Below are 12997 nucleotides of genomic sequence, written 5' to 3'. Positions count from 1 at the left end.
TAAGAAAAGCCGACACGCGCGTGTCGGTTTTTCTCGTTAGCGGGCGGTCCAACCGCCGTCCGCTTTCAATACGTCGCCATTGACGAAACTCGAATCATCCGACGCGAGGAAGAGTGCGACTTTGGCGATTTGCTCCGGTTCACCGATCGGCGCCTCTCCTGCCCCTTGGATGGCCCGCATCCCGAGCTCGCTCGGCGCGGTGATGGTGGCACCGATATTCGTATTGACCCCACCCGGTGCGATGGCGTTCGCCCGAATCTTATTGAACGTGCCATAGGTCGCGGCGATGTTCTTCGTCAGGCCGATGAGTGCATGCTTCGAGGCGACGTAGGAGGCGCCGCCCCGTGTCCCGAACAATCCACCGACCGAGGCGTTATTGATGATGACGCCGCCCGACTCTTGTTTGTCCATTATCTGAATCGCGGCCCGAGCCAGTTTCATCGGTCCCGTCAAATTGACGGCGAGGACACGGTCCCATACCTCGTCCGTCACTTCACCGACCGTCAAGAAGTTGTCCATGATGCCGGCATTGTTGACCAAGATGTCGACCGAACCGAACGCATTCGTCGCCGTGTCGACCATCTTATCGATGTCGTCCTGTTTCGTGACGTTTCCCGCGACCGCGACGACGCGCGCCCCTTCTTTCGCAAAAAGCTTGGCGATGGCGAGTCCCATCCCAGAACCGGCACCAGTGACAATTGCTGTTTTCCCTGAAAGTTTCATCCTGCATTCTTCCTCGTAGGATAGAAGTTGACACAGAAAAAACGACAAGTGTGAACTGAACACGCGTCATTATACTCATACCCCGATTGTGAACCATTCATGAGATGGATGGACGAACTTTTTCTACAATTTGGCGAAGCGTTCACGTACAATAAATTTATACATATATTAGGAATTGGAAGGTGGGAGTTGATTGCGTCGTTATCATGCAGAAGTGGTCGGGAACGGCCAGCCCGTTTTATTTTTACCGACCGGAGGATTCACCGGAGAAGCAGGACGCTCGCTCGCCGAGAAGCTGCGCGGTGATTTCGAGGTCCATTTGCTGGATTTACCGGGCTTCGGAAGAAGCGAAGGGGTAAGACAAATCGTCGATGCCAAACAGATGGCGGATTGGGTCAACGATTACGTCGTGACACACCGACTCGGGTCGGTTCATGTGATTGGACACTCCCTCGGAGGTGCGGTCGCACTCGCTTTCGCCACGCATTATCCCGAGCAAGTGAAGCGACTCGTCTTACTCGATCAAGGACACAAGGCGTTCCCGCGCGTTCCGTTAAAAGAATATGGTATTTTTGGACTTCTCGTCCCGTTCCTGAGCGGGCTTTCTCGTCTGCTAGGCCCTCGGGTTGTAGAACGAATTGAAAGAAAGATGGTCTCAGACGAACCATCCCAGCCCATCTCAGACGAACGGTTCCAAACGTTTTGTACGAAGACCGGTCTACCCGAACGAGATGAGATTCGACGCGCATTGGATGCACCGGCCAAGCTCGGGCAAGGCGGATTGAACCTATTGTTCGGTTTTTATCATCTTGATGCGCCGAAGCTCATGCGTTCTCTTCAGGTCCCGACGTTACTTCTTTATGGCGATTTTGTCGGACTCGATGACAAAGAAGCCCGATTGACGCAGTCAGCCATTCTAGATTTGCAGCGGCATGAGCTACCCATCACGTACATCCGAATGACAGGGGGCCACTTCGTCCATTGGAATCCGGCGTTCCCGATTGAACAAGTGCGACAGTTTTTACTAACCGAGCAAGCGAGTGGTCTTTGATGAGGCGTCAGCAAAAGATTGTCATGCTTCTCGTATCGATCTTGTTGCTGTCTGCTGGAGTCGTCTGGGGAGTTGAGATGACGAAGCAACCCGAATTGCCTGAGGGAGCGGAACCGATTCTCACCTACGACCTGGCTGACCGTGACATGAGTCTTCGCTTTTTCACGCAACGTTATGACGACGAATGGACCGATGATTTGACCTCGCCTGGCATCGGCCTCGAGATTACGATTAAAGGCCATATCGAGTATATTTCTTCGATTTCTCTGTCCGAAGAAAATCTCATGTGGTCGACTGCCGGCCAAACGCGCGAAAGTCAATCAGCGTGTATGTCCTACGACATTCTTTACGTGATGAACCAAGGCACGTGATGTCGGTGTCACAATCATCGTGAACAGGGCAATCCCAGCGACGGTGGCATGAAGTAATTTCTTCATCGTTTCTTCCTCCTTCGAGACAAGGGACAGATGACAGTGTTGCCTCTCATCATAGGAGCCGTTATTGGAAATTTCCTTTTTTATAAAACTAATGAAAGAAGGCAATCCTTTATGGACTTATTTATATTGATGCAAAACCGTGCTCTCCCGTTATTGCTACTCGCAGCATTCCTGATTTTGAACGTGGTGTTTCTGTTCGGGATATGGAAACAACGACACCAGTTCTCCAAAACACTCCTCGTATTCGCGAGTTCACTTGCTTGTCTACTTATGACATCATCGCTGATCATCATCCTGTTCACGATGTACATCGGCTACAATGAGTGATGTCTTCTATCCGATGACATCCGTATCGAAATCATCGAGTCCCCTTACCATGTTCGAAGTATGATGAATGCAGAAAGGAGGGAATGCTGATGCTTGAATCATTGAACCGATTGATGGACCACATCGATCAACATTTAACAGAAGACATCACGAGTGAGGATATCACACGCATCGTCGGGGTATCCGACTATCATTTTCGACGCATGTTTTCCTACATGGCCGGGATGACGCTCAATGAATATATCCGAAATCGTCGGCTGTCAGAAGCGAACAAGGACTTGATTCATGGGAAATCGGTCACGGACGTGGCGTATACGTATGGATACCAATCCGTCGACGGGTTCTCGCGAGCGTTTCGAGACTGGTGTGGCTTTTTACCGTCTGAAGTGATCAAGAACAAGATTCAAAAGTCATTCCCGAAATTCACTTTCTACATCGACATCAAAGGAGGAATTTCAATGGAATTCAAATTAGAACATAAACCTTCATTCAACGTCGTCGGCGTGTCCAAACGCGTCCCGATTCAATTTGAAGGTGTGAACAATGCAATCGTCGAGTTGGCGCAGTCAATTACGGAACAACAACGAAGCGAGATGCATCAGTTGGCGGACCTCTATCCGCATCAAGTGCTCAACGTGTCGTACGACTTCGATGAAGGCTATTTGGACGAAACGGGTTCACTCACGCACATGATTGGCTTCGCGACGACGCAAGATAATCCATACGAGGATCTTGAACAGATTACGATCGAGTCGAACCTGTGGGCCGTTTTCCCGAATGCCGGCCCGTTCCCGGAGACGCTCCAGGAGACGATGGCCAAGACGTATGCTGAATGGCTGCCGACGTCGGACTACGAACTGGCAGACTTACCGAGCATCTCGTTCACGAAGCATGACGGACCGTCGGACAACGTCTATAGCGAAGTGTGGGTGGCGGTCAAACCGAAAACGACGTAAGCACAGAAAAATACCTCCTGAAGACGGTCGTCTCCAGGAGGTATTGTCGATTATTTCGAAGGCTCGTAGGCGAGCGCTTCCCCATTCGTTTCGATCACATGCTTGTACCAATCGAACGAGTCTTTCTTCATCCGCTCCATCGAGCCGTTGCCCTCGTTGTCCCGGTCGACGTAAATCATGCCGTATCGTTTCTTCATCTCGCCCGTCGTGAACGAGACGATGTCGATGATGCCCCATGGCGTGTAGCCGATTAAATCGACGCCGTCATAGACGACCGCTTGTTTCAGCTGCTCGATGTGTGCCTTCAAATAGTCGATGCGGGCCGCATCATGAATCTTCCCATCGACGATCTCATCGACGGCCCCGAATCCGTTCTCGACGATGAAGAGCGGGATTTGATAGCGGTCATACAACCGGTTGAGTACGTAGCGGAGGCCGACCGGGTCGATTGCCCATCCCCAGTCGCTCGACTTAATGTATGGGTTCTCGACGCCGTTCGGTAGACCGCCATTGACGATGTCACCACTGTTGTCGGCGACGACGTCACTCTTCACGGTCGTCGACATGTAGTAGCTGAAACCGAGATAGTCGACGGTCCCGTTCTTCAAGATTTCCTCATCCCCGTCAAGGAACGGGATTGTATAACCTTCCCGTTCGAACTCGTTCAAGGCATAGCTCGGGTACACCCCGCGCACTTGCACGTCCGGGAAGAAGTAACGCTGACGCATCATCTCTTCGGCGAGCATGACGTCGTCCGGGTTTGACGAGAACGGATAGATCGGCACGTGTGATACCATCGCCCCGATCTCGAAGTCCGGGTTGATGGCTTTCCCTTTCGCGACGGCGAGGGCGCTCGCAATCAACTCATGGTGCCCCGTCTGATACATCACTTCACGGGCGTTCTCCCCGTCTTCGACGATGACGCCAGAGTTCGTCCATAAGAAGAGCGGGTTGTTGACGTCCATCTTGTTGTTGATTTCGTTGAACGTCATCCAATATTTGACCTTGTCTTTGTAGCGGTCGAAACACACCTCGGCGAAGCGGACGAAATGGTCGACGACGGCACGGTTGCGGAACCCGCCGTACTCACGTGCGAGGTGAAGCGGCATCTCGAAGTGAGATAGTGTGATGATTGGCTCGATGTCGTGCTTCAACAGTTCATCGAACAAGTCGTCATAAAATTGGAGCCCTGCCTCGTTCGGCTCCGCATCGTCCCCGTTCGGGAAGATCCGGCTCCAACCGATTGACGTGCGGAGACACTTCAAGCCCATCTCAGCGAAGAGCGCGACGTCTTCTTTATAACGGTGATAGAAGTCGATCGCTTCATGGTTCGGATAAAATTCGTCCGGCTCGACCTTGTCCGTGATCCGACGCGCGACGCCGTGAGCGCCGGCCGTCAACACGTCGACGACGCTCGGCCCTTTGCCGTCGGCGTCCCAGCCGCCTTCAAATTGGTGGGCGGCAAGCGCGCCGCCCCATAGAAAGTCTTTCGGTAATGTCTTCATAGTAGTTCCTCCTTATCAACTTTGAATCTCCAATACTGGATCATACATGCCAAGTATAATTGTACCGGTACAATTATACAAGTGCGATACATTTTGTATTCTCGACGAAATGGTGACGTGGTACAATCAAAGCAGATCATACGAGGTGAGGATACCACATGCTAAAATACCAACAGATTGCAACAGAGGTTGAACAGTACATCAATCAACAGGATTTGAAACAAGGAGATAAACTGCCCGTCCTCGAGCAGTTGATGAATCAATATGCCGTCAGCAAGAGCACGATCACGAAAGCGCTCGAGTTGCTGGAGCGGAAAGGGGTCATCTTTCAATTGCGGGGGAGCGGCATCTTCGTCCGGCGTCACAACCGTCCGGGCTATATGAGTCTGTTCTCGACGCAAGGGTTCAAGAGCAACCTTGGTGACCGGGTGTTGACGTCGGACGTGCTCGACGTCTCGGTCACGAAACCGGACGCGACGGTCGCACAGAACCTTGGCATTGACGTGACGGATGACGTCTATCGTGTCGAGCGGGTCCGCTTCGTCGACGGCGAGGTGTTCTGTTACGAGGAGTCGTACTACGTGAAGGCGATCGTCCCGTATTTGAACCGAGAAATCGTCGCCGACTCAATCTTCGATTACGTACAGGGCGCACTCGGCGTCACCATCGGCTTCTCGGACATGTACATGCAGGTCGGACGATTGGACGAGGCGGAAGCCGGATATCTCGGTTTGCAGAAGGACGACCCGACGCTTCGCATTGAGACGATCTTTCATCTCTCGAACGGGAAACCGTTCGACTATTCACGCATCACCTATCATTACGAGCACTCACAGTTCGTCGTTCAAGCGAACGGACCGTACATGTGAAAACACCGCTCTACGCGATGACGTAGAGCGGTGTTTTTGTGTGGCTCAGACGAGCGTTTTACGTTTCAAATCCAGTAACGCATCATCCGTTTTGTAAAGCAATTCGTTGAATCGTTCTGAACCATGCGCTTCGATGAACGCTTCTTCGGATGGAAAGATGGGAATGAACCAGACCGGTAACACGGTTTGTTCGTCTCCTTCATAGGCGAGAAACGATTCATCAAAGTAAAACGGCGTCGCCATATAAATCGAGGAAAAGTTCAATCGTTTGAAGACGTTCGAGGGAAGTTCGAAATATTCGCCGAGTTTGAAGGCGTGATGTGTCTCGAGTGCATGCGTCGTTAATTGCCATAACAACTCAAGTACGTCTTCATACGCACGTTTTTGTTTAAAACTCAACAGTAACTCTTGATATGTATGAGTGCCCTCTTCGTTTTGTAGCGTATGCCAATGAAGTCCTAACGTCGAAATGGTGAACGTATCGGTTTCAGGGCTGTCATCGAACTGCAAGAACTGTATGGCCTGTTCTATTAAATCCTCTGTTTCGAATTGATTCGTGAATTCTCCACAGTGGGATTCTAAATGCTCTAAATAATTCATTATGTTTCCAACTTTCTTGATGGATTCTTACTTTACTATAGGCACTTGTTCTTGATTCACCCAATCCATAATAAACCTCTCTTGGTGGCTGTTTAATGTTGGAAGTTCATGGCGTGCGAAAAAACGATGCTCGTGACTCTCTTGTCCTTCCTGCGCAAGTTCTCCGGAGAATCCCGTCGCATGAAAGATGACTTGTACACTAAAGACTTGATCTCCATTTTCATAAGAAGCAAATCCTTCTTTTCCTGAATATAGCCCAAACAAGCTTAGTTGACTGACTGTAAGACCTGTTTCTTCAAACGTTTCGCGTTGTGCTGCGCTCTCGAATGTTTCACCAGGTTCCATGACACCACCCGGGATTCCCCAAACGTCATGATCTTTACGATGTTGAAGCAAAATTTTATTATTGTGCTCGATTATGACGCCGCAACCGACCGTCATTAATAAGTTAGTTCCAATGAGGTTCCGCATGTCCTGTATGTAGTTCAATCCATTTCCTCTTTTCATTTAAATTTCAAAACCGCTTGATTGAACCGTTCACATGATCAAGAAAGTGATACACATCGTCCGCATCATGCGCCAGTACAAAGTTTCCGAAGAGGTTAGGATGAAATTCTCCGATGAACGTCTCGACTGTCTGTACAGGTGTAGTTGAGAAAAAAGACTGCCAAAACTTTTTTGCTTTCGGAATCTCTAGTTGAGTCAACAACCTGTCTTCAATCAACTTCTCCCATGCTGCGTCATGTAGCATCAATCGATATAATTTCTCCCTCGGGCCGAACGTTCCTCCGAGACAGAACGTCAATTCAATCGGATACGCACCACGTGTCACGTGACGAAAAAACGTCTCGTAATCCGCTGTATCGATTGATTCAACGGATTCAATATTCGTCCCATGGAGTGTCAGCCCCTCACGGTAATAGCTTACCAACCAATCCGTCTTATTTGAGAACGTGACAACGTCTTGGCGCTGGTCGTCACGGGAAAGTGTCAGCCATGGGGCAATCGACTCATGATTATGAACGATTCCGGATGTGACAGACTCCTCTTCTAAGCGTTCAAACGAGAAACGATGTCTCTTTGGTAACCGTACCGAAGTCTTCCGTTCCACGCGTAACGGGAAAGCTTCTCCGGTGAGATGTCGGTAGATCAGGCGATTTGCTTCTCCCTTTTTGAATGCATGCCGCGGTAAAATAAGCATCTCATTCTTTTGATAGATGATACGACACGGTTTCAAGTCCGGCTCGTTCTCGTAGTCCGTAAAACATTTTGCGAGAGCGTCCGCCGCCTCAGGCAAACGTTGCTCAAACTCCGTCCAACCGTGTAGCTCCACAATGTCCGGCAATCCGTTCTCATCGGTGATGACGTCCCAAAATGCGTCCCAGTTCATGCCATAGTGCCAAGGGAATTGTAACTGTTCGTTCAACAGTTCATGCAGCTCGGTTCCCGTCGCGATGTTTGAGACGTCTAGCGTCACACGAGTGACTCGGTCATTCTGTTTACACACCTCGATCGGATGCATCCAGACATACACCGTCTCGACGACCCCAGATGGAGCGACATCGACATAGACCTCTCGGGTGAACGGATGCAAGACGAGGTAACGTAGCGGCGTTGCATCCGTGAAACCCTCAACGATTTGTATATCACCTGGATGAAACGAGAAGATGTCAGCAGCTTGTCGACGAACCGTACGATACTTGTCATCAAGTTCTTGATTGTAGACGCGGTCGAATTCATTACGGTCGACTTTCCATAACGTCCCATCGTTCGAACTTGATAAGCGTATCGTCTTTTGTTCAAACGCATCTGAGTGCATCGCGTGTCGCCGTACAAAGAAAGCCGTGGCCGCATCGACTTCATGCAACCACGGACGTTTTAAAGTCATCTTTTCCATCGCCTCCGATACAAGAGATAACCGAGCGGGAGTCCCGCCAACAACACGAGGCCAAGCATCCGATATGATGTCGGTTTGGTCGTCTGAACGTCACTTGAACCACCCGTAAGGGCATCCTCCACGGAACCTTGATCGTTTGAACGTGTCTCGACCAAGAGTTTCTGATACATCTCGAGCGTGATCGTGTCTCCGGCGATGAGCCGTTTCGCATCGGTCGTCAAGGCGGTCAGCTTCTCCCCATCATAGTCAAACCAGGCGTTCTCTCGCGCGGAATGGACCAATGTCCCGGACACATCGGCTAAGGCGACGGCCAACTCGTCACCATACCCGAACGTGGAGAAGGCAAAGACGCCTGGTTCTTGCTCGTACGTACCGATGACGTTTCTCGCTTCTCCGTCTTGTAGGACGGCCGAGACGTATTCTTTACTTGAGACGAACGTACACGCGTCATCTGGAGAATAACAGGATTGTGCGGCCATCATCACTTCGTGCAGTGGACCGAACGAGATGGTGCGACTTTCCGTCAAGTGATAGTTACTCGGATCGTCTCCTTCGATATGATCAAGGACGATCGACTCGAAATGTGTTTCAGCAAATTGCTCTGCTGACCGTTCTGTCGGCGCGGCAATGGCTGACGTAGTACCGAGCGTGAAGAGCCCGGTTAAAGCGAATGTTGTGATTAGGCGGAACATGTCATTACTCCTCTCAACCGACAGCGATCCGGTTCAGCAGTGACGCGTCAATCCGAATCACTTCCGCATGCGGATGCTTCTGTCGATCGATAATTTGATTGAACCGTTTCGAAGCGACGAATCGATCGGATTCATGGACCCACGCCAAACGTACGAGGGCGAGGCGCAATTGCTTACGACCGTCACTCATCCGCAGGTGGTCAATCTGATTATCGGCGTCTAGCCGATTGATGAACAGCTCGACTTTACAATCTTCCTTCACCAAATAGGATACCAGATAAGCGGCTTGTTGAATCAACTCTTCGTAACGCCCGTGGAGGCCATTCCCGAGCGGACCGCTCAAGTCGAGTGCGAGTGTGAACGTATCGAGGTTTTGGCGTTGAAACACTTTCGCCTGCAGCTTCCCTGTCTTCGCTGTCGCGACCCAGTCGATTTGTTTGACCGGCTCTTGCTCGTACCGTTTTGTGCCTTGCATCATCAACGGGTCGTTGAGCGGCGAATGTTTGACGAGTCGGTCTCCCATCCGAACAAGGCGCGAGTCGAATCGGTTCTGTCTCGTGATGGGCGGAAGGATGATCCAGGACGGCAGCGTAAAACCGGTGACGAAAATGGTGCCGAGCCAAAACGGGAGCTTGAACTGAAGAGTGCATTCATCGATTTGAACGGGACCGCGTTGCTTCGCGTGGATCGAAAGCAAATAGCTCGATTCATGACGAAGCTGTAAGGTGTGCACGGACTGATCTTCGTCAAACATCAAACCGTGTCCCGTTACCATGCGGACCGACGTCGGAATCCCGAGCGTCTCAAGTCGCTCGATGCCTGTCACGTCCATCTTGAGCGAGACGCGATCATTCACGAACAACAACTGCTCCTTTTGATGGAACGACAAGCCTGTCGCCTCAACGATTTGTTTCGTCAGCCATTTTCGTACGAGCATCAGCCCGAGAATCACGCCAGCCACGTAAGCGAACGGCCAGACGTATGGGAACCAGACGAAGAAGACGAGTATCCCTGTATAGGCTGGCCAAAGCTTTTCATCTAAAAGGGACGGTGTACTGACTTCGACCTGTCGCATCCTCACACCTTCTCGACCGGGACGTCGACGCGCTCCAAGATGTCAGCGAGGACGGCCCGTTTCGTCGATTTCACGTCCCCTTCGAGCGTGAGCGTCAACCGGTGCGCGAGGACATGCGTCGCGACGGCTTGAACATCCTCTGGCGTCACGAAGCGGCGATCCTCGATGTAGGCATACGCTTGAGACGCCTTGACGAGGGCGAGTGTCGCGCGAGGGCTGGCCCCGACTTCGACGAGCGGATGGTTCCGCGTCTCTTGGATGAGGGCGAGTAGATAGGTCACGACGTCCTCATGGATGCGAACCTCCTCGACTTCTTGCTGTGCCGCTAAAAACGTCTCGGACGACATGAGGGCATGAACGATGTGGCGTGTCTTAGAAATTGTCTGAAGAATCAACTGTCGCTCCTCTCCTGCTTCAGGATATCCGACTTGAAGGGACATCAAGAAACGGTCGAGTTGTGCGTCCGGCAAGGCGAACGTCCCTGCCGACTCGATCGGATTCTGTGTCGCGATGACGAAGAACGGTTCCGGCAGTTGATACGTGACCCCGCCAATCGACACTTGCCGCTCTTCCATCGCCTCGAGTAACGCCGACTGTGTCCGAGGGACGGCCCGGTTGACCTCGTCAATCAAGAGGATATTCGTGAAGATTGGGCCCGTCCGATTTTCGAACGTCTGCGTCTGCACGTTGAAGTAGTCAGCACCGATGATATCACTTGGAAGCAGGTCGGCCGTGAACTGGATCCGTGTGAACTCCGCCTCGAAGCTCTTCGCGATGCTTTTGGCGAGGAGCGTCTTCCCCGTGCCTGGGACGTCCTCTAGCAAGATGTGTCCGTTCGCGAGTAGCGCCGTGCAACAGAGGCGCGTGATGTCAGGTTTTCCAAGATAGATTTGGTCGAGTTGTTCGAGCACGCGTGTGATGGTCATAAGGGTGGCTCCTTTTCTAGGCGAAGTAAGTGGGCATCGAGTTGCTGTTTGAACGCTTCTTCCCGTTGTGGCGTGATTTCGACTTGGTCATACCGGGTCTCTAAATAGCTCAAAAGTGAAGCGTCGAGCTGGATACGATTCGCCCAAGCAGATAACGTCTCGAACGGCCGTCGTCGTTGTTGTGGCGGCAGCGCTTGCTCAAATTGAATTAGATGTTGCCGCAACGGGGAATCCGGCAACGGATGGATTGAGCGTGGGGACTGCTCGAACCTTTCTTCTGGTTCTTGACTTGAATGGTTCACTTCGTCTGTCGATACGGAGCCACTCAGTTTTTTGTTGAGACGTCGCCTACGCCACAACCATGCGCCAATTAACAGAAGGCTAGCGCTAAGAATGTATGGTAACAACGATAGGCGATCGGCTTCGTCATTGGATGGTTCCCCATATGACGGAGACAAGTCATCCGAATTTCCTCTCGGTGTGCCACCTTCCTCATCCGATGGTCCAACAATGCGCCCACTTCCAGAAGACTTAGACGCAGAATCTTCGTCAGCGCCACCGCCGCACCAACGATTGGTGTCAACCACTTCGATAATCCCAAACAACTTTCGCTTGTCGTGACAGTCCGTCACCCAGCTCGTGATAGGGCTCCCGGAAATATCCAATCCTTTAAAGTATGTATATGCGGCTTGACCTGAGAATGAAATGAGTGCGACAACCAGTAACGAAATCAAAACCGTGGATATAAACAGGGCTTTGGCCTTTCTCATATAACGATCCGTCTGTGAAACTGTTGATTCGACCGCATCCGATGTCACGGCTCCCTTCATTCATCGATTCCATTTAATCCTTATTATGGAAAATGGATTTGGAAGGATTATAGCATATAGTTTGATAGAATATTTAGTCTTTTCATAAAAAAATCGCCCGCTTATTGAACGAGCAACCATACTTCCCCGCTATATGTATAATCATCGTCTTGAATCCGCTCATGGAACCGATGTACCTCGACGTCCGCCGGAAGGTTGAACCGCTGTAGGCACATCGAGTCGACAGGCAAGCGCGTCCACGTCTGCTCGGACGTATCGCGTTCCATGAACACCTTTAGTCGTGCGTCGCTTTCGAATACGAGAAGTTCGGATTGCCAAAGCGACGGCAGGTCGATCAAGACGACGACCCGGTACTGTTTATCTTCTCGGAGATGCACAAGCCGAGCTCCCCCTTCTAGCATCGCCTCGATGACGGCTTGCTGGATTCGGCTGTTCTCCTCGATTGATAGTAAGAACGATTGATCGATTGGAATTTTGCTATGCCAATACCCATCATGGAACGTCGTCGGAAACGAATGGGTCTGTTCTGCGATATCCAAACGCAACCATTTCAACCTTCGTCTGACGTCTCGTACTTTCGTTCTTCTCTTCAAGACGTCGCCCCTAAAACTCGGTCGACTTGCTGCTGATGGTGGCGGTCATGTTCGATGAACTCGGTGACGATATAGGCAAGTGTGTACGGAACACCTTGGTGCGGGCAATGGGTCGCCCCGTTTGCCGTCGTGTGCATTGTCATCGTCTCGTGACGAAGTGACGTCAGCCCTTCTATCAGTGACCTTCGACTCGCTTTGGCTAACTGGAGCACCTTTTCTCCAGAGAGACGTTTCGCTTTTTGGGTCGCGCGCGCGTTAAACGAGTCGAACTCGGGGAAGATCATCCCTTCCCCGTTTTTGACGGCCGGGATGATGACGTTCAACAGATGGTTGTCCCAATGGGCGATGTGCAGCACGATTGCTTTGATTGACCATTTGTCGGTCGCGATCGGTTTCTCCCACGTCGATTCATCCAATTCCGTTAGCGTGTTAAGCCATGCTGTATAGGATGCAAACTCGTCGATGACGTTTGAAGTGTTTGTCATGAAAATGTCCTCCTTGATTTATGAAGTAAAG

Annotated in this window: 16 protein-coding genes; 5 read left to right on the top strand and 11 right to left on the bottom strand. The window is 51.2% G+C overall.

Annotation, left to right across the window (positions count from 1 at the left end; translation table 11 throughout):
• Positions 1 to 36: 36 nt before the first annotated feature.
• Entirely contained in the window at positions 37 to 723 is a 687-nt protein-coding gene (locus DI14_RS05925) for an SDR family oxidoreductase (protein WP_034806502.1), read from the bottom strand.
• 193 nt (positions 724 to 916) lie between these two features.
• Here DI14_RS05925 and DI14_RS05920 point away from each other — a divergent pair, with 193 nt between their 5' ends.
• The 4 genes from DI14_RS05920 (at position 917) to DI14_RS05905 (ending at position 3494) form a co-directional block, all read left to right on the top strand.
• Entirely contained in the window at positions 917 to 1774 is an 858-nt protein-coding gene (locus DI14_RS05920) for an alpha/beta fold hydrolase (RefSeq protein WP_034806499.1), read from the top strand.
• The gene (locus tag DI14_RS05915; protein WP_152545875.1) at positions 1774 to 2145 is read left to right on the top strand and encodes a hypothetical protein; all 372 of its coding nucleotides are present in this window, start codon (positions 1774 to 1776) and stop codon (positions 2143 to 2145) included. Before DI14_RS05920 ends, DI14_RS05915 begins: the two co-directional genes overlap by 1 nt.
• Before the next feature lie 177 nt (positions 2146 to 2322).
• Positions 2323 to 2538: a hypothetical protein gene (locus tag DI14_RS05910; protein ID WP_034806495.1), complete on the top strand. Its 216-nt coding sequence runs from the start codon at positions 2323 to 2325 to the stop codon at positions 2536 to 2538.
• An 89-nt stretch (positions 2539 to 2627) separates the two neighbouring features.
• Positions 2628 to 3494, top strand: coding sequence for an AraC family transcriptional regulator (locus tag DI14_RS05905; protein WP_034806493.1), 867 nt, complete (start codon positions 2628 to 2630; stop codon positions 3492 to 3494).
• 50 nt (positions 3495 to 3544) lie between these two features.
• Here the strand turns inward: DI14_RS05905 and bglA are convergent, their stop codons facing one another.
• Complete coding sequence (gene bglA, locus DI14_RS05900) at positions 3545 to 4999, bottom strand: 6-phospho-beta-glucosidase BglA (protein ID WP_034806491.1); 1455 nt, start codon at positions 4997 to 4999, stop codon at positions 3545 to 3547.
• A 158-nt stretch (positions 5000 to 5157) separates the two neighbouring features.
• Here bglA and DI14_RS05895 point away from each other — a divergent pair, with 158 nt between their 5' ends.
• Positions 5158 to 5868, top strand: a complete 711-nt coding sequence (locus DI14_RS05895; RefSeq protein ID WP_034806490.1) for a GntR family transcriptional regulator — start codon at positions 5158 to 5160, stop codon at positions 5866 to 5868.
• A gap of 45 nt (positions 5869 to 5913) precedes the next feature.
• On the opposite strand, the gene DI14_RS14990 is transcribed toward DI14_RS05895, so the two are convergent.
• From DI14_RS14990 to DI14_RS05850, 9 genes are all read right to left on the bottom strand, one after another.
• Positions 5914 to 6468, bottom strand: coding sequence for a suppressor of fused domain protein (locus DI14_RS14990; RefSeq protein WP_081825828.1), 555 nt, complete (start codon positions 6466 to 6468; stop codon positions 5914 to 5916).
• 27 nt (positions 6469 to 6495) lie between these two features.
• Entirely contained in the window at positions 6496 to 6957 is a 462-nt protein-coding gene (locus DI14_RS05885; RefSeq protein WP_051622593.1) for an NUDIX hydrolase, read from the bottom strand.
• Positions 6958 to 6982: 25 nt separating this feature from the next.
• Positions 6983 to 8356 (bottom strand): barstar family protein, encoded by a 1374-nt coding sequence (locus DI14_RS15195; protein ID WP_235193404.1) that lies wholly within the window; start codon positions 8354 to 8356, stop codon positions 6983 to 6985.
• Positions 8353 to 9057: a hypothetical protein gene (locus DI14_RS05875; RefSeq protein WP_034806485.1), complete on the bottom strand. Its 705-nt coding sequence runs from the start codon at positions 9055 to 9057 to the stop codon at positions 8353 to 8355. Before DI14_RS05875 ends, DI14_RS15195 begins: the two co-directional genes overlap by 4 nt.
• Positions 9058 to 9070: 13 nt before the next feature.
• Positions 9071 to 10132, bottom strand: coding sequence for a DUF58 domain-containing protein (locus DI14_RS05870; protein ID WP_235193403.1), 1062 nt, complete (start codon positions 10130 to 10132; stop codon positions 9071 to 9073).
• A 2-nt stretch (positions 10133 to 10134) separates the two neighbouring features.
• Complete coding sequence (locus tag DI14_RS05865; RefSeq protein WP_034806482.1) at positions 10135 to 11058, bottom strand: MoxR family ATPase; 924 nt, start codon at positions 11056 to 11058, stop codon at positions 10135 to 10137.
• Positions 11055 to 11360, bottom strand: a complete 306-nt coding sequence (locus DI14_RS15610) for a hypothetical protein (protein WP_235193402.1) — start codon at positions 11358 to 11360, stop codon at positions 11055 to 11057. The genes DI14_RS05865 and DI14_RS15610 overlap by 4 nt, the downstream gene beginning before the upstream one ends.
• Positions 11361 to 11989: 629 nt before the next feature.
• On the bottom strand, positions 11990 to 12481 hold the full coding sequence (locus tag DI14_RS05855; RefSeq protein WP_081825827.1) for a DUF3916 domain-containing protein: 492 nt from the start codon (positions 12479 to 12481) through the stop codon (positions 11990 to 11992).
• Entirely contained in the window at positions 12478 to 12966 is a 489-nt protein-coding gene (locus DI14_RS05850; protein ID WP_034806478.1) for a DinB family protein, read from the bottom strand. Before DI14_RS05850 ends, DI14_RS05855 begins: the two co-directional genes overlap by 4 nt.
• Positions 12967 to 12997 lie beyond the last annotated feature (31 nt).

It is taken from the genome of Exiguobacterium sp. AB2 (assembly GCF_000696055.1).
GTDB classification, from domain to species: Bacteria; Bacillota; Bacilli; order Exiguobacteriales; family Exiguobacteriaceae; genus Exiguobacterium; species Exiguobacterium alkaliphilum.
This window is presented reverse-complemented; position numbering and strand designations above follow the sequence as displayed.